We start from the raw sequence: 16,750 nt of genomic DNA on the forward strand, positions 1-16,750 counted from the left end.
GTAAGATACAGTTCCCATTAGTTCGGTACGGTACAATCTATGGCTTACTTGCTGTGTATTAAACAAAAATACAATTTTTCGGATTAGTATTAACTAAAAAATTTAAATTATGAAAGCAGTTGACAACGCAGGATTAAAGACAGTTAAGAACATTATTATTGAAAGTATCAGTACAAGTGGTGTTTACTGTTTTGGAGAGAGAAAGAAAAGCCAATCGGTTTTAAATCCTTTTTCAGAAAATAGTTCTAAGAAGGAAAGAAATACCCATTTTTATTTATTGGTTTTAACTGATCAATATATAATTAAAACTGTATCTGATATTTGTGATGTTATAAAAAACAGAACAAAAGGTCGCTATACGGTAACTATGTTGCTTCATAAAGGGAAATTGGGTAATTACCTCACTCCGCATCAAACATTTTTTTATCATGAGGTTTTAACCAAAGGTTATAAAGTGTACGAGCGTGAAAACATGCCTCCGAATATTGTCTTTAATGAGGTTCCAAAACGTAATGTTGATTATATCCGATCCTATTGGAAAAATAGAAATATAATTGCTGATAATTTTATAAATAGTCAGAATCAAATTGACTTATTGGAAAGCGCAGTGGTTCACGAAGCAATGATTCATACCGCTGTAGAACAAATCTGTCTCGGACTAATCAACGTATTTTTAGGATATCATCCCAATCATTTTTCACTAGCTTATTTGTTTGAAATCTGTGAAATATTCACGCCACTTGTATCTGAAATATTTCCACAAACTACTGGTGAAGATAAAAGACTCTTTGATTTATTAAAAACAAATCCAGGTTCACTTCGATGGTTTAAATTGAAAAATTCAAGTAGAATAGATACTGAGCTTCTAGCGAAAAGATGCAAGCTATTCCATGAACGAGCTTGCGAACTTGTAGAAGTCGAAATGGAGCGTATTGAGAATCTATATAATAAAGAACTCTAGAAACTTGAATTATGTATTACAATATTTTAACTCAGAAAGACTATCCAAACTATCGTCAAATAAAGAAAATAATCAAAATTTTAATAAAATTTATTGACACAGAGGCCATTTATTTCTCACGCCATATCGATGAGAAAATCAATATAGGTATTATCACGGTTCTTGTCACTGAAAACAATCCGCATAGTTGGGAAGATATTGAGGAGTACTGCTCGAATTTTTTTAAAGCCTATCCTGAGTTTTCATTTCGAGTCTTTAACGCAAATTGGGTAAAGGGGTCGCTCAGGAATGGAAATATTTTTTTTATCATGCATTGTAGTGAGCACGAATTGGTTTACAGTGCTGATGAAAGTAGTAGTGCTGTTGTCCTAAAAAAAATAAATGTCAACCGGCTTATAAAAAAGACCGAAGAAACGTTTCGCTTTGATTTTAAAGATAGTGGGATTATTAGGCGAGATCGAAACTTTCATTTAGGATGTGAAAACTATTCTATGGCAGCTTATACTATACATCATGAACTGCGCTTAATTTTTGTATTTGCCACATGGTTTCTGACGGGAGAATGGATAGGAGAACACAGTCTAAAAAAACTGCAAAAAGAGTTGAGTAAGTTTTCCAGTGTTTTAGGCAAGACATTTGACCCAAATAAGGAAGAGGAGTGGTTCGTCTTAGAACAACTGGAAAATGCTCGTGCTGCAATCCAATTCAATGCAAAAATCGAACCAATCAGTAATAAAACCGTGGAAGCAGCAGCTGCAAAAGTGGATTGGGTTGAAAAAGAAGTTCGAAGATTATTAGAGGTATATATTGAAAAAACAAAACAAAAAATTAAAGATCATGGAAGCAAATAAGATTAAAAACTTAGAGAATATTAGAAAATTAAGCGCTCGGTATTTCAACACGTTAAAGCCTATTACAGATAGAACTGATATTTATACTGCTGAAATCAGAGTACTAAATTATTACGAACTTACTTATGTTGTTTCTAACATGTTGAAGTTGTGTATTCTTGCGCTAGACCAAGAAGCTCCTGAAATTTCAAAGACGATCAAAAATACCTCTATTAATGTTGCCGTTGTCTTGGAAGTCGTTACGCAGTTGCTTCCAATAGATGAAATTGAATTCTTGGATGAAATACATCAAATGCTTATAAAAGATCCCGAGATACTAGAAGAATGATATATTTAAAAATAATATTTAATTGCTGTTACTATGGAAACGAATGACATAAAAACATTGAAGGAATTGCACAAACTGTCGGGAAGAAGTTTTAAGACTCTTAGATCAAACCACCATAAGAAAGGTTTATATAGTGTTGACTTAGTTGTGGAAGGGTATTTGGATTTACTTTTCACTGTTGCTAATTTAATCAAGGTCTCCATTTTGGCTCTTGATTCAGATGAAACGTACTCTAGTCAAGTACCGGATCCACCAACTAATATAAAGAATATGTTAGAAATAGCGCTTCAACTATTACCTTATGAAGAAGCAGAATTTTTAGACAAATCAAAGGAATTGCTTTTAAAGGAAAATCAGGATAGTATTCCTGAGAATTAAAACTTGGAGGGTAGATTTCTATTGTCTCCTATCCTCACCATATTTCAACTATGATTTAGACAAAAAACAATTCTATCTTTGAAGGAAGTGTGATTTATGAGTAATTAGTGAAAGACCCTCAAGACGTTCTTTTACTTTTAAAAAAGGAGATGTGTGATGAAAAATGAAGAGGAAAATGAAAAAAGAAGAATCACTCCAGAGAAAGCTTTGGAGTTGTTTTATAGGGAGAATGAGAGTTTAACTCTTGAAGTCGATAAAAAATCATTTCGCAATGCTAAAACAAATGATGAAAATAATCAAAGTAAGTCAAGCAATTTGTCAATTTTAACAATTCGAGAAGTTGCCCTGAAATTAAAGTTAATTAATAGCGAAGCAGCTAAAAAATGGATAGAAAAAAGAGGAATCAGAATTCATAAATTTTCTAAACAAAATATTGTTTACGAAATCGAAGTGATATGTGAAATTGATAAACCTTTTGTGAAATCTTTAAGATTAAAATACCCATTAAGATGGAAAAAAATATACAGAAATCTGGTTAAAGATAAGAATGTGTATGAACTATTGGTTTTACAACTAGAAGGAGAGTTAGATTACGTTCCAACCACTAAGGTGAAAAGGAATATAGAGGATGAGAAACTATATAATGATTTAATGAAATGAATAAGTTAGTATTACCAAAGAAAAAATATAAAGGAATTAAGATTTATTGTAGAATATGTAAAGTAGATAATCCTAAATGTAATCATTTTGAAAGCTTTACGTATAGAGTAAGAGTTCATATCCCAGGAACTCAAAAGAGTGTCAAGTCTAAAATATTAAACTCAAAGATTTATAGTGATGCGGTAATTGAAGCTATCAATTTTGAAAAGCACTTAAAAACCAATAATTATCAAACAATAGTAGCTGATTCGGCCGAAGGAAATGATTATTCTGTTATTGATTCCATAATAAAGTATAATCAGTATTTAAATGGTGAAAGTGAGTATGCTCAATTTAAAAAGAGTGTTACTAATGAACACCGTAAAGAATTAATACGATTTTGTAAATATTTTGCTAAGACATTAAAGAAAAATAAAAACATTGAGTTAACTAGAATTAAAGATGTTAGTAGGCAAGATGTATCAAATTTTTATTCTTGGGCTGATAACCATTATAATCCGAAAACATTTAATAAATGTTTGAATGGAGTCAAAGGTTTCTTTGATTTTCTCATAGATATTGAAGAAATTGAAATGAAGAATCCTTTTAGAAAATATTCTCGGAAACAGATACAAAAAACAAATATTGATTCTGTTACCAGAGAAGAGTTTATTAAAATTCTTGAAGCAGTAGATACATTTAGTCCTTTTGTTGTTCTTGGGGGTAGAGGAGAGCGGAAAAACATGTTTAAACCGTATTTGAAAGATGGTTTTAGATTGTTTTTGTTAACTGGTGGAAGGCGAGAAGAAATTGTAGATCTGCGTTGGAGTCATATTTATGTATCTGTTAGTGGAGTGAAATTTTTTAGAATCCAAAATTTAAAAGTGGAGCGAAACCTCAATATTGATGGATTATATAAATACATTCCAATAAATTCTGATTTGTTTGACTTACTGGTGGAGATGGGCTATCATGAAAAAAAGCAAACTGACAATTATATTTTATTACCTGAAAGAAAAGTCAAATCAAAAACAATTATGGATTCAATTTCAAAATCTTTTACACATTATAAAAATGGAGCGGGCATTGAAAAAGATATTAGTTTGAAAAGTTTAAGGAAAACATACATTACATGGGTGCATCAAGTAATGCAAAAAGAAACAGGGTTACTAACTTCACATTCAACTGCAAAAGTATTGGAATCATATTATATAGATCCTCAAATTTTATCGGTAGTTGAAAGGGGGGCTGTCGAAATAAAGATATTTGGACAAAATTCCTCACTCTAATTCCTCACTCCTAATATTTTGAAATGCTTTTTTACTTGATTGAAAGCATAAAAAAACCCTTAAACAATTGCTGTTTAAGGGTTTGTTTTTGTAGCGAGAACGAGATTTGAACTCGTGACCTCAGGGTTATGAATCCTGCGCTCTAACCGACTGAGCTACCTCGCCAAAGGTTCTAAGAATATCCATTCCTGGGCGCGGGTGCAAAGATAAAAATAATATTAAAGCACGCAAGCATAAACCAAAAAAATAAATAAATTTAAAAATATTTTTTTTAGACATTATATTCTATATATTCGGAAAAAATATAAATGTAGATCATGGATTTAAAAGTACGTTACGAAATAGAGTTCCCCATAAACTCGTCTCCTCAATTGTTATATCAGTATATTTCGACACCATCTGGATTATCGGAATGGTTTGCGGATAATGTGAATTCTCGAGGCGAATTTTTTACATTTATATGGAATGATTCTGAGGAAAAAGCCCGGCTTGCCTCAAAGAAATCAGGAGAGAAAGTAAAGTTTAAATGGATTGACGGTGACGGAAAAGATACAGAGTATTTTTTTGAACTACATATTTTAGTGGATGAGTTAACTAAAGATGTTTCGTTAATGGTAGTAGATTTTGCTGAAAAAGATGAAGTTGATGAAGCAACGCAACTTTGGGGAAATCAAATATCAGACCTTAAACATCTAATTGGTTCTGTATAGCAAAAGTGTATATTATAACTTACATTTGCCCTAAACTAAATTTAGGGCTTTTTTTATGATTAATTTTAATGGAACTATGGTATCTCAGGATACTAATATATTGACACACAATCGTGCTTTTTTATATGGCGATGCCGTCTTTGAAACGGTTAAAATAGTTAACTCTAAAATTCTTTTTTTAGAAGACCACTATTTTAGGCTAATGGCATCCATGCGTGTCATTAGAATGGAGATTCCTATGAATTTCACTATGGAGTATATTGAGGAGCAAATCGTCTCTTTAGCGACTGCTAATTCGTTGTCAAACTCTTCTCGAGCCAGAATTACTGTTTTTAGGAATGATGGCGGGTATTATCTACCGAAAAGTAATAACGTCTCCTTTTTAATTCACACCACAGGTATAGAAGAGGCCTTTTATTTATTCAATCAGGAGAAATATGAGGTGGATTTGTTCAAAGATTTTTATGTAAGTAAACAATTATTATCTTCGATAAAAACGACGAATAAAATTTTAAATATTACGGCTAGTATTTTTGCTAGCGAAAATGGATATGACAATTGTTTGTTATTAAACGATAGCAAGAATGTTGTAGAAGCTATTCAAGGGAATCTTTTTATGCTTACCGGGAAGAAATTAATTACTCCTCCGATTTCTGAAGGTTGTTTAAATGGTATTATGAGAAAACAGGTTTTGGAATTCGCTAAGAAATTAGACTATTTGGAAGTAATAGAAGAAGTAATTTCCCCCTTTGATTTACAAAAAGCAGACGAGTTGTTTATCACAAACGTGATAAAGGGAATACAGCCCATAACGAACTATAGGAAAAAAGAGTTTGATGTTGTCTTGTCAAAATTACTGCTGGAAAAATTAAACGAAGTGGTAAGTGCTACTTAGTTTAGATAGGGATTTTCCGGTGCGTTAGACCAAATCATGTAGTCGCCTCCTAATTCTAAGATCTGTTCTTTCCAAAAATGGGCAGATGCTTTCCCTATTATTTTGTTTTTATAGCTATTAGGGGCAACAATCCATGAATTTGATGTCATTTCCAACTCTAATTGGTTTTCTTCCCATCCGGTGTAACCCAAAAAGAAACGGATATTATTTTTGTTTATTTTCCCGTTATTTATGAGTGTCTTTGTAGATTCAAAATCTCCGCCCCAGTAGATACCATTAGAAATTTCTATACTGTTTGGTATTAATTCCGGGATATTGTGGATAAAGTAGAGGTTATCTTGTTCGACAGGTCCTCCATTATAGATTTTGAAAGCGGCATTAATTTCAGGGAGTAGATCGTTGATTGTATATTTCAATGGTTTATTGATGATAAAACCTACTGATCCTTCCTTATCGTGGTCCGCTAATAAAATTACAGATCTATTGAATGATAGATCTCCAATTATAGAAGGCTCTGCTATAAGTAGTTGTCCTTTTATTAAGTTTTCTGAAATCATAATAGTGTACTTTTTTTATTAAATTTAAGAATAAATAAGAGAATTAACCAAATAAAATCGTCTAAAGACAATAAAAAACCTTCCATCAGGAAGGTTTTTATTATAATAGGTTTTAAAACTTACAATTAGTTTACTGCACCTTCTAGTTCTGCACCCGCTTTGAATTTTACAACGTTCTTAGCCGCGATTTGAATAGTTTTTCCTGTTTGAGGATTTCTACCGTCTCTTGCTGCTCTTGCTGAAACTGACCAAGATCCGAAACCTACTAAAGATACTCTACCACCTTTTTTCAAAGTTCCACTTACATTTCCTAAAAATGACTCTAAAGCTAATTTTGCAGCTGCTTTTGTGATTCCTGCATCAGCAGCGATAGCATCGATTAATTCTGATTTGTTCATAATAATAGTTATTAATTGTTGGTTATAAAAAATTGTTAATACACAAATTTAGCAGGAAATCCCTTCCCTGCAAGCGTTTCGGCTGTTTTTAGCTCGTTTTGTTGATAACTTATTTTTTTTGTTCATAAAACTACGGTTATTTGTTGTGATTTGTAAAAAACCTCCTGTTTTATTGAGTTTAGTAGACTTTTGCCTGATTAGAAAACGAGATTCCGTTTAGAAACTCGGGTGTCGTCATCTTCTTTTTTCCGGGAAATTGTAAACTGAGAACGTGAACAAAGCCATTTTCCACTGCGATTTTCATTTCTTTTTTAGTACAAATCATGGTACCGGTCGCTAAATCATGACCTTCAAGTAGTGTTTTGGCATCGTAAATTTTTACGTTCCATTCTTCATCTTTATCTGAAAAAATACACCAGGCAGCAGGGTAAGGACTCAAGCCCCTTATCAGGTTGTTAATTTCTAAAGCTGATTTTGTCCAATCGATTTTGCAGTTTTCTTTATTAAGTTTAAATGCTGATTTAATCTCTGATGCATCTTTCTGAATAGTTGTGGTGACATTTCCTTTTTCTATTAGCGCTAAAGTGCCTATAACTGTTTCGCTACCCAGATGCATTAAGCGGTCGTGTAGTTGTCCTGCATTTTCAGTTGGATCTATTTTAATTTCTGAACTCAGGATCATCGCACCCGTATCAATCTTGTCATCAATAAAAAAAGTAGTAACTCCTGTTTTTATTTCTCCATTTATTATTGCCCAGTTTATTGGTGCAGCGCCACGATAATTAGGTAAAAGCGATGCGTGTAGGTTAAAGGTGCCTAGGTCTGGCATTTCCCAAACTACTTTTGGTAACATTCTAAAGGCTACGACAATTTGTAAATTTGCATTTAAAGATTTTAGTTCTTCTAAAAATGATTCGTCTTTTAAGTTTGTAGGTTGCAATAGGTATAAATTATTAGCTAAAGCGTATTCTTTTACTGCAGAGTACTTTAATTTTTGACCACGTCCGGCAGGTTTATCGGCAGCAGTAATGACTCCTACAACAGTATATTTATTTTTGATTATGGTATCCAAAATGCCAACGGCAAATTCTGGTGTTCCCATAAATACGATTCTTAATTTTTCCATTATAGTTTTAATGTATATTTATTATTAGACTTTATCTGTATGCTTTCGCTCTCTAATAGCTGCTGCAGCACAAAGATAATATCCTCTGATTTTTTTCTTGTTTTATTTTCAATTTCTCTAGAATTTAAATCGGCGATGTTTAATAACGCAATTATCTCTTTTGAAAGACTGTTGCTGTCTGTTTTCTTGCTTTTTTTAGTGATGCAGTAGGAGCATATGCCGCAATCAACCGTTGTTATTTCACCAAAATAGTTTAAGATCAATTTGCTTTTGCAGACTTTTTGTTCACTAATATAACCCAATACCGACTGAAGTTGTTCTTTTTTTAGCTGATTTTGGTTTTCTAAATATTTAGAAACTCTAGAGATGGTTCTTTCGTCTTCCCGAATTTCGTTAAAAATCAGTGAGGCATCATTATTTCGTGACTGATAATCAACGATATCTTTTTCTTTTAATTTTTGTAAAACGGCTAATACTTGATTTTCAGTTGTTTTTGATTTTTTTGCGATTAATGGTACGTTAAAGGCGGTTTGCATATCGTAAATTCCAGCGTATGTTCTGAGGATAGACAAAATGATTTCTTCGTCGTTGCGATTCAAACTCATGTAGCGCATTAATTCTTTAGAAGGAATAATAAATTGCAACAGGATTTTTTCTGAGAACTCTTGTGATAGTGTAATGATTCCTTGTCTGTCCAAAAACTGCATTGCATTGTATGTTTTTAGAACAGGGAACTTATATTTTAAACAAAAATGATTTAAATTAAAGGAAAACCGTTCGTTAATCCCTTCTCCGTATGCAATTTGGAAAAAATTACATAGTTTGTTATACATTTCGTTTAAAAACTTTTTGTCAGGAAGAATATGTATAAACTGATTTTCGGCCTGTTTAATATCGGAGGGGTTCGTTAGGAGTACGGCAAATGCTTTTTCCCCGTTTCTGCCGGACCGACCTGCTTCTTGATAATAATTTTCAATGTTTTCTGGGAGCTGGATATGAATTACGGTCTTGACATCTGGTTTGTCAATTCCCATTCCAAATGCATTTGTGGCAACAATAACCTGTGCCCTGTCTTTCATCCAAAGCTGCATGTTTTTGTCCTTCTCTCTAGAGGTAAGTCCGCCATGATAATAAGTGGACTTAAACCCTAACGATTGCAATTGGGATGAAATTTCAATACAGGACTTTCTGTTTCTGACATAGATTATAGAGGATTGTGGATTTTTTCTTAGAATTTGTTCGATTCGAAAGAGCTTATCTTCCACTTCAAAAACCATATAGGCAATATTTTTCCGTGCAAACGATTTTTCAAAAACCTTAGGTTCTTCTAATCCAAGTTCGTTAATAATGTCCTCTTTAACTTGAGGTGTCGCGGTTGCGGTCAACGCTAAAAAGGGAATTTTGGGGAAATGCGTTTTTAAGTTGGAAATTTTTAAATAGGCCGGACGAAAATCATGGCCCCACTGCGAAACACAATGAGCCTCATCAATGGTTATCAAATTGATAGGAAGGTTTTTTATTCTGTCCATGATCCATTCTGACTGCAAACGTTCGGGAGATAAATAGAGGAATTTATAATTTCCAAATTGGCAATTGTCCAACAGGTCGATCATTTCATCTGACTTTATTCCGCCTGTTAGGGCGATTGCTTTAATGTTTCGCTTTTGCAAATTGGCAACCTGATCTTTCATTAAGGCGACTAGGGGGGAAACTACTAAGCAAATTCCTTCATTCATCATCGCAGGAATCTGAAAGCATACTGATTTTCCTCCGCCGGTTGGCATTAATGCAAAGGTATCGTCACCGCTTAAAACGGAATCAATGATTTCATTTTGCAACGACCTAAAGGAATCGTGTTTCCAGTATTTTGTAAGAATTTGTAATGCTTCTGACATCAATTATGAATTTTGATTACAAATTTTGAATAACAAATCAATAATTTGTGGCTCTTGACTTCTAGAACGAACTACTTAGAAATTTCATCTAATATAAAAAGAATTCTGTTATCGAGGTTGTCTTTAGGGACTTCTATAAGAGAATAACCATATCCCTCATAGGTTTCTATAAGATGATTTTGGATTAATTTTGCTTGCTCGTAGTTTTCATATCGGGCTTCATCACTCACGTAAATTTCCTCCCAAGGGGGAAGAATGAAAATTTTACTATATACGTGTTCTCGGCAAATAGCGTCAAAAGAGGCAGGGTAACTGTCTCCTATATAATGCATATAAGCTAAAATATCAGGAATTCCACGGTCGATAAATACAACCTTGTGCGATTCGTTAGAAGCATCAACGAATTGTTTTTTTCTTCCTTCAAGAAGAAGTTCGCTGAACAGCAATGGCTTCTCGAGAAACAACTGCTCAATGCCTTGTTTTTTTGCCTCTAAGGTTACTTCTCTGGAGATTTCAGGGTAACAACAAAAGCCTTTAGCGATTAACCCATCGATAATAGTACTTTTTCCTGTTCCTGGACCGCCGATAATTACTATGATTTCTTTCTGCACTTTTTGGAAATAAGGCGCAAACTTACTCAAACTTATTGGAAATCGAAAAAATGATTGCCATTAAAATATGAGTTTTCGGGAAAAATTCATAATTCATAATTCATAATTCGCATTTGAAACCGTATATTTGCTATTATTTTTTTAAAAATCAAGATGGATAAAAACACCGAAGAATTTTATGAGAGATTAAAAGTAGAGTTGGACAGGAGTAATACTTGGCCTGCTGTATATTTGTTTAAATTTATTGTGCCTTCTGAAGCGGATAACGTAGTACGTGTAGAACAAGCTTTTGATTGTATGGGTGCTGTTATTAAAACAACAAAATCTAAAACAGGGAAATTTACTAGTGTATCTATTGATGTTCAGGTTAAAGATTCTCAAGAAATAATTGATAAATACCTAGAAGTTTCTACTATAAAAGGTATCGTTTCCTTGTAGATAGGAAATAGACTGTTTAAAGCAAACGCAAATACTTATTTCGTGCGCTCTCTAAGTCAGTGTAATATAGAATCAAAATTAAATTCACCTATGAATTCAAAATATCAAAAAGAAATCGCGAACGATGTCGTTCACCATTTAGAATATAATGCAGAGAGATCACATTTAATTATTCCGGAATATGGTCGTCATTTACAAAAACTAATTGAGCAGGCAATTGCTATTGAAGATGTCGAAGAGCGAAATAAAGCCGCAAAATATATCATTCAAGTAATGGGTAGTTTAAATCCCCATTTGCGTGACGTATTGGATTTTCAACATAAATTATGGGATCAACTTTTTATTATGTCCGATTTTAAATTGGAAGTTGATTCACCGTATCCAATACCTTCGCGGGAAGTGTTACAGCTCAAGCCAGACATTTTAGAATATCCTCAGAATTTTCCAAAATACAGGTATTATGGTAATAACATCAAGTTTATGATTGATGTTGCCAATAAATGGGAAGACGGCGATATGAAAAACGCACTCGTTAAAGTGATTGCAAATCACATGAAAAAGTCGTATTTAAGTTGGAACAAAGACACCGTTAAGGACGATGTGATTTTTGAACATTTATTCGAACTTTCGGATGGTAAGTTAAACCTGACTGAAGGTACTGAGGAGTTGATCAGCACAACGGATTTGTTGCGAACAAACAAACGAATATCCAATAAAATTTTGCCGGCTGGACAACCAAAAATACAAAGTAATAAAAACGTGAAAACCGGTAAATCAAAAACATACACAAAAAATAAATAATAATAGAAAGAGTAATGCATTTAGAGGATACGGATTAGGGATTTAATTCTCTAAGTAAATTCGGTAGTTTTTAAATGAATTATAAAAATAGTACTACAATCATATGGGAATTTTCAAAATAGAAGGAGGTATTCGTTTAAAAGGAGAAATAACTCCACAAGGCGCAAAAAACGAAGCATTGCAGATTTTATGTGCAGTTCTTTTAACTACCGAAAAAGTAATCATCAACAATATTCCTGATATTATTGATATCAATAAATTGATTACACTTTTAGGGAATCTAGGTGTAAAAATTCAAAAAAATGGTTGTGGTTCATATACTTTTCAGGCAGATGATGTCAACGTGGGGTACTTAGAAACAGAAGCTTTTAAGAAAGAAGGAGGGTCATTACGTGGTTCTATTATGATTGTCGGTCCGCTTTTAGCCCGCTTCGGTAAAGGATATATTCCGAAACCTGGAGGTGATAAGATCGGGAGAAGAAGATTAGATACACACTTTGAAGGATTTATTAATTTAGGTGCAAAATTCCGTTACAATAGAGAAGATCATTTTTACGGAGTCGAGGCTCCAAAAGGATTGATTGGAGCAGATATGCTCCTAGATGAAGCGTCTGTAACTGGAACAGCTAACATTGTTATGGCAGCCGTTTTGGCTAAAGGAAAAACAACTGTTTATAATGCTGCTTGTGAGCCTTATTTACAACAACTGTGTAAGATGTTGAACTCAATGGGGGCTAAAATCACCGGAGTGGGGTCGAATTTGTTAGTAATCGAAGGGGTTAAAAGCCTTGGCGGATGCGAACATAGAGTTTTACCCGATATGATTGAAATTGGCAGTTGGATTGGATTGGCAGCGATGACCAGAAGTGAAATCACTATCAAAGATGTCAGTTGGGATAACTTGGGTGTTATTCCAAGTACCTTCAGAAAAATTGGTATCACATTAGAACGCAGGGGGGATGATATTTATATTCCGGCTCATGAAGATGGGTACGAAATTAAAACAGATATTGACGGTTCGATTTTGACCATTGCCGATGCTCCATGGCCTGGATTTACTCCTGATTTGTTGAGTATTGTTTTAGTTGTGGCAACGCAAGCCAAAGGCGATGTCTTGATTCATCAAAAGATGTTTGAAAGTCGATTGTTCTTCGTTGATAAATTGATTGATATGGGTGCGAAAATAATGCTGTGTGACCCACATAGAGCGGTAGTTATGGGGCATGATTTTCAATCACAATTGAAAGCGACGACCATGTCTTCACCAGATATTCGTGCGGGTATCTCCTTGTTGATTGCTGCGCTTTCGGCCAAAGGGACAAGTACTATACAAAACATTGAACAAATTGATCGTGGTTATGAAAGAATTGATGAACGATTAAGAGCTATTGGAGCCAATATTGTGCGTGTGGAATAGAGAAAAACGGTACAACTAGTAATGACGAACGAACAAACTGCTGTAAAAGCAACTTATTTTAGTATCATTGGAAATGCCTGCTTGGCTCTTATCAAAGGGTTGGCAGGCTTTTTTGGCAATTCATACGCTTTGATTGCCGATGCCATTGAGTCAACCACAGATATTTTTGCGTCGTTTTTAGTATTGTTCGGAATCAAATACTCTAACAGACCAGCAGATAAAAACCATCCCTACGGCCACGGTCGGGCGGAACCTTTAATTACCTTTATAGTGGTGGGCTTTCTAATTACTTCAGCGACTATTATTGCTTATGAGAGTATTTCAAACATTCGTACTCCCCATGATTTACCTAAACCTTGGACACTTCTAGTTCTGGGAGGAATAATCATTTGGAAAGAATATTCTTTTCGTTTAGTGATGAGAAGAAGTGTAGAAACCAATAGTTCGTCCTTAAAAGCAGATGCCTGGCATCATCGGAGTGATGCAATCACTTCTATCGCAGCATTCGTGGGGATTTCTATTGCTCTAGTGTTAGGAAAAGGGTATGAGTCGGCAGATGATTGGGCGGCACTCTTTGCTTCGGGATTTATTCTTTTCAATGCATATCTAATTTTTAGACCAGCGTTAGGCGAGATAATGGATGAACACGTTTATGATGATCTGATTCAAAAGATTAGAATAGTATCAGATCAAGTAGAAGGAATTATTGATACTGAAAAATGTTTCATCCGCAAAGCGGGTATGAAATATCATGTAGATTTACACGCAATTGTAAGTGCAACCATAACCGTAAAGGAAGGTCATGACTTAGCGCATAAACTTAAGGATAAGTTGCAAAAAGAACTTCCTGAATTGGAACATGTGTTAATACATGTGGAGCCGCATAAGTAGGTGCTGAATATTATTTGATAAACGAAACCAAAGCCAACTCGTAGCTTTGTAAGCCGAACCCAAGAATAACTCCTTTAGCATTACCTGAAATGTAGGATTGATGTCTAAAACTCTCTCGAGAATAGGTGTTTGAAATATGAACTTCAATTACGGGAGCCGTGATAGCCTTAATTGCATCACCTATTCCAATCGAAGTGTGCGTGTAGGCACCAGCGTTTAAGATGATTCCTTCATAAGAAAATCCAAATTCCTGAATTTTACCTATCAACTCTCCTTCAATATTGCTTTGATAATATGTAAATTCTATTGCAGGATATTTAATTTGTAAAGTTGTGAAATACTCTTCAAAAGTTTGATTACCGTAAACTTCAGGCTCTCTTTTTCCTAACAAATTTAAGTTAGGTCCATTAATAATGCAAATTTTCATATTGGATGTTTTTGTAAAAATAAAAAAACCGTTCCAATTAAAGAACGGTTTTAATAAAATTAGTTTTTTATTCTTTTAGAACAAGAATCCAGCAGAAACTTGAACTACTGAATTTTTAGTTTCAGCACTTGTTGAAACATCAGTTAATCCCAAACTGTAACGACCTGCAACAAAGAAACTCTTTGTGATTTTAAGTCCTAATCCTGCATTTGCCGCGAAATCAAAAGTATTTGCGTCTCTCACATCAAAATTATTTCTTTCACTTAATAAAAAGGAGGCCTGTGGGCCTAGCTCTAGACTTACAGATTTATTCAAATAAATTTTTGCCATAACTGGAATGGCTAAATACCCCAATTCATTTCTAAATTCTTCTACGACATTTTTGTAGGTAGCTCCTTGTGTAGAGTACAATAATTCAGGTTGGATAGAGAAACTGTCCACCAGCTTTATTTCCGCTACTAAGCCCGCGTGATAACTTGTTAATGCATCAAATTGCATTTCTGAACCTGAATAATTGGCGTAATTCAATCCGCCTTTAATTCCAAATTTCACTAATTGTGCTTGAACAGAAGCGGACATAGCAAATAAAACTATGGCAGCCAAGAGTGTTTTTTTCATAAAATTGTATTTTAGTAATAGTTGCTAATTTGAAGCTGCAATTAATAACACTTTAATAGTGTAAATATTGCGCTTCTTTTTTCTTAATTTTTTGTGTTGTTATAACTTTTTCATCAATGCAAATACTGCGCCGTAAATTAAAAATATTGTTTTAAAACTTTTGTGAGTAGGCAATAAGAGTGAGGGGTAAATAGGATTCGGTGATTGTTAAAATTTATATTTTCTTAGGGTGACCAGTTTAAATAATTGATAATCAATACCTTTATTCATAAAGTAAATTTGGTGTTTTCGGTTATTTTAATTTTTGGTCACAAATGTTAAAAGTTATATCCATAAAAAATATTTGATGTTAGTAGGTTTTTTTGGAATTTTTTTATTGCCTAAGAAAGACAGCTATGTCTTTGTCGTTAAGGCGGTTTTAAATAGTACTGACATGAGGAAAAAGGTGGAGGTAAAAAATACTGGAGAGTGTCCGTTTTTAAATCTGTAGAAATAAATAGTTTTTAAAATCGCGCCTATAGCCTGGTTTTTTTATGTCTAAAAAAGGCTTTACTTTGTAAGATGAATTGGAATTCATATATCAAAGGTTATCAGTCCTATTTGAAAATAGAGCGCGGTCTGTCAAAAAATACGATAGAAAATTATTCTTTCGATATTGACCGATTGTGCTTGTTTCTCAGTGAAAATAAAATTGAGGTTTCGCCACTTAAGATAGAGGAAGAAACGATTCAACAATTTATCTATTCAGTTTCAAGCCAGGTTAATCCACGTTCCCAAGCGCGGATTATATCAGGCCTCAAAAGCTTTTTTGGGTACTTGATTTTTGAAGATTTTCGATTGAACAATCCTTTAGAGCTGATTGAATCACCCAAAACGGGCAGAAAGTTACCGGATATATTGTCTATTGGTGAAATTGACAGGCTGATTAAGGCTATTGATTTGAGTTCAAATGAAGGAGAACGCAACCGCGCAATGTTAGAAACTCTTTACGGTTGTGGTCTTCGGGTCTCGGAGTTAGTGTCCTTAAAAATTTCTGATTTGTTCTTTGAGGAGGGTTTTATTAAAATTACGGGGAAAGGAAATAAGCAACGTTTTGTGCCTATCGGGACGCTAGCCCAAAATTACATTCATATTTATAAAAGTACCATTAGAATTCATCTGAACGTAAAGAAAGAACATGGTGATGTTTTATTTTTGAATAGGAGGGGAAGTCAGCTCACAAGAGCAATGATTTTTACGATTATCAAAGATTTAGCGGTAAAAATAGCATTGGATAAAAACATAAGTCCACATACCTTCCGTCATTCTTTTGCGACACATCTTCTCGAAAATGGAGCAGATTTGCGTTCCATTCAATTGATGCTAGGACATGAATCGATTACAACAACGGAGATCTATTTACATCTCGATAGAAAGTTTTTATCGGAAGTGATTAATAACTTTCATCCCAGAAAAAGCTAGTACTAGCAAATAAATTGCGACTATGGTTAAGTGGCATTTTTACAGCATAATAAAAANAA

Annotated in this window: 20 protein-coding genes and 1 tRNA gene; 13 read left to right on the top strand and 8 right to left on the bottom strand. The window is 33.8% G+C overall.

Annotated elements, in window-relative coordinates; genetic code table 11:
• The first annotated feature begins 109 nt into the window (after window positions 1–109).
• The 6 genes from A3SG_RS0108015 to A3SG_RS0108040 all read left to right on the top strand — a co-directional run bounded on the left by A3SG_RS0108015 (window position 110) and on the right by A3SG_RS0108040 (window position 4,446).
• Complete coding sequence (locus tag A3SG_RS0108015) at window positions 110–961, top strand: hypothetical protein (RefSeq protein ID WP_016989519.1); 852 nt, start codon at window positions 110–112, stop codon at window positions 959–961.
• 11 nt (window positions 962–972) lie between these two features.
• The gene (locus A3SG_RS0108020) at window positions 973–1,812 is read left to right on the top strand and encodes a hypothetical protein (protein ID WP_016989520.1); all 840 of its coding nucleotides are present in this window, start codon (window positions 973–975) and stop codon (window positions 1,810–1,812) included.
• The gene (locus A3SG_RS0108025) at window positions 1,799–2,140 is read left to right on the top strand and encodes a hypothetical protein (protein WP_035663609.1); all 342 of its coding nucleotides are present in this window, start codon (window positions 1,799–1,801) and stop codon (window positions 2,138–2,140) included. Before A3SG_RS0108020 ends, A3SG_RS0108025 begins: the two co-directional genes overlap by 14 nt.
• Before the next feature lie 33 nt (window positions 2,141–2,173).
• Window positions 2,174–2,518 carry a hypothetical protein gene (locus A3SG_RS0108030; protein ID WP_016989522.1) on the top strand — a complete coding sequence of 115 codons (345 nt, stop codon included), beginning with the start codon at window positions 2,174–2,176 and terminating at the stop codon, window positions 2,516–2,518.
• A gap of 156 nt (window positions 2,519–2,674) precedes the next feature.
• Window positions 2,675–3,178: a hypothetical protein gene (locus A3SG_RS0108035; protein WP_016989523.1), complete on the top strand. Its 504-nt coding sequence runs from the start codon at window positions 2,675–2,677 to the stop codon at window positions 3,176–3,178.
• On the top strand, window positions 3,175–4,446 hold the full coding sequence (locus A3SG_RS0108040) for a tyrosine-type recombinase/integrase (protein ID WP_016989524.1): 1,272 nt from the start codon (window positions 3,175–3,177) through the stop codon (window positions 4,444–4,446). Before A3SG_RS0108035 ends, A3SG_RS0108040 begins: the two co-directional genes overlap by 4 nt.
• A gap of 91 nt (window positions 4,447–4,537) precedes the next feature.
• Here the strand turns inward: A3SG_RS0108040 and A3SG_RS0108045 are convergent.
• Window positions 4,538–4,611, bottom strand: a tRNA-Met gene (locus A3SG_RS0108045).
• Between the two features lie 152 nt (window positions 4,612–4,763).
• Between A3SG_RS0108045 and A3SG_RS0108050 the strand changes: the two genes are divergently transcribed.
• Both A3SG_RS0108050 and A3SG_RS0108055 read left to right on the top strand, forming a co-directional pair.
• Window positions 4,764–5,156, top strand: a complete 393-nt coding sequence (locus A3SG_RS0108050; RefSeq protein WP_016989525.1) for an START-like domain-containing protein — start codon at window positions 4,764–4,766, stop codon at window positions 5,154–5,156.
• 55 nt (window positions 5,157–5,211) lie between these two features.
• A complete protein-coding gene (locus A3SG_RS0108055) occupies window positions 5,212–6,051 on the top strand; it encodes an aminotransferase class IV (protein ID WP_016989526.1) in 840 nt (279 codons plus the stop codon).
• On the opposite strand, the gene A3SG_RS0108060 is transcribed toward A3SG_RS0108055, so the two are convergent.
• From A3SG_RS0108060 to A3SG_RS0108080, 5 genes are all read right to left on the bottom strand, one after another.
• On the bottom strand, window positions 6,048–6,608 hold the full coding sequence (locus A3SG_RS0108060; RefSeq protein WP_016989527.1) for a YqgE/AlgH family protein: 561 nt from the start codon (window positions 6,606–6,608) through the stop codon (window positions 6,048–6,050). The genes A3SG_RS0108055 and A3SG_RS0108060 overlap by 4 nt on opposite strands.
• A 125-nt stretch (window positions 6,609–6,733) precedes the next feature.
• Window positions 6,734–7,006: an HU family DNA-binding protein gene (locus A3SG_RS0108065; protein WP_007136308.1), complete on the bottom strand. Its 273-nt coding sequence runs from the start codon at window positions 7,004–7,006 to the stop codon at window positions 6,734–6,736.
• Between the two features lie 178 nt (window positions 7,007–7,184).
• On the bottom strand, window positions 7,185–8,132 hold the full coding sequence (fmt, locus tag A3SG_RS0108070; protein ID WP_016989528.1) for a methionyl-tRNA formyltransferase: 948 nt from the start codon (window positions 8,130–8,132) through the stop codon (window positions 7,185–7,187).
• Entirely contained in the window at window positions 8,132–10,027 is a 1,896-nt protein-coding gene (locus A3SG_RS0108075) for an ATP-dependent DNA helicase RecQ (RefSeq protein ID WP_016989529.1), read from the bottom strand. Before A3SG_RS0108075 ends, fmt begins: the two co-directional genes overlap by 1 nt.
• A 71-nt stretch (window positions 10,028–10,098) precedes the next feature.
• Complete coding sequence (locus tag A3SG_RS0108080; RefSeq protein ID WP_016989530.1) at window positions 10,099–10,668, bottom strand: AAA family ATPase; 570 nt, start codon at window positions 10,666–10,668, stop codon at window positions 10,099–10,101.
• 123 nt (window positions 10,669–10,791) lie between these two features.
• On the opposite strand from A3SG_RS0108080, the gene A3SG_RS0108085 reads away from it, so the two are divergent.
• The 4 genes from A3SG_RS0108085 to A3SG_RS0108100 all read left to right on the top strand — a co-directional run bounded on the left by A3SG_RS0108085 (window position 10,792) and on the right by A3SG_RS0108100 (window position 14,185).
• Window positions 10,792–11,076, top strand: a complete 285-nt coding sequence (locus A3SG_RS0108085; protein WP_016989531.1) for a DUF493 family protein — start codon at window positions 10,792–10,794, stop codon at window positions 11,074–11,076.
• 90 nt (window positions 11,077–11,166) lie between these two features.
• Window positions 11,167–11,877 (top strand): DUF4290 domain-containing protein, encoded by a 711-nt coding sequence (locus A3SG_RS0108090; RefSeq protein WP_016989532.1) that lies wholly within the window; start codon window positions 11,167–11,169, stop codon window positions 11,875–11,877.
• Window positions 11,878–11,980: 103 nt separating this feature from the next.
• Entirely contained in the window at window positions 11,981–13,294 is a 1,314-nt protein-coding gene (murA, locus tag A3SG_RS0108095; protein WP_016989533.1) for a UDP-N-acetylglucosamine 1-carboxyvinyltransferase, read from the top strand.
• A gap of 21 nt (window positions 13,295–13,315) precedes the next feature.
• Window positions 13,316–14,185, top strand: a complete 870-nt coding sequence (locus A3SG_RS0108100) for a cation diffusion facilitator family transporter (protein WP_016989534.1) — start codon at window positions 13,316–13,318, stop codon at window positions 14,183–14,185.
• A gap of 10 nt (window positions 14,186–14,195) precedes the next feature.
• Here A3SG_RS0108100 and aroQ read toward each other — a convergent pair whose 3' ends face one another.
• The gene (gene aroQ, locus A3SG_RS0108105; protein WP_016989535.1) at window positions 14,196–14,612 is read right to left on the bottom strand and encodes a type II 3-dehydroquinate dehydratase; all 417 of its coding nucleotides are present in this window, start codon (window positions 14,610–14,612) and stop codon (window positions 14,196–14,198) included.
• Window positions 14,613–14,687: 75 nt separating this feature from the next.
• The gene (locus A3SG_RS0108115) at window positions 14,688–15,230 is read right to left on the bottom strand and encodes a porin family protein (RefSeq protein ID WP_016989537.1); all 543 of its coding nucleotides are present in this window, start codon (window positions 15,228–15,230) and stop codon (window positions 14,688–14,690) included.
• 561 nt (window positions 15,231–15,791) lie between these two features.
• Here A3SG_RS0108115 and xerD point away from each other — a divergent pair.
• Window positions 15,792–16,691 carry a site-specific tyrosine recombinase XerD gene (gene xerD, locus A3SG_RS0108125; RefSeq protein WP_016989539.1) on the top strand — a complete coding sequence of 300 codons (900 nt, stop codon included), beginning with the start codon at window positions 15,792–15,794 and terminating at the stop codon, window positions 16,689–16,691.
• Window positions 16,692–16,750: the final 59 nt, after the last annotated feature.

It is taken from the genome of Flavobacterium sp. ACAM 123 (assembly GCF_000264055.1).
Taxonomy (GTDB): Bacteria; Bacteroidota; Bacteroidia; order Flavobacteriales; family Flavobacteriaceae; genus Flavobacterium.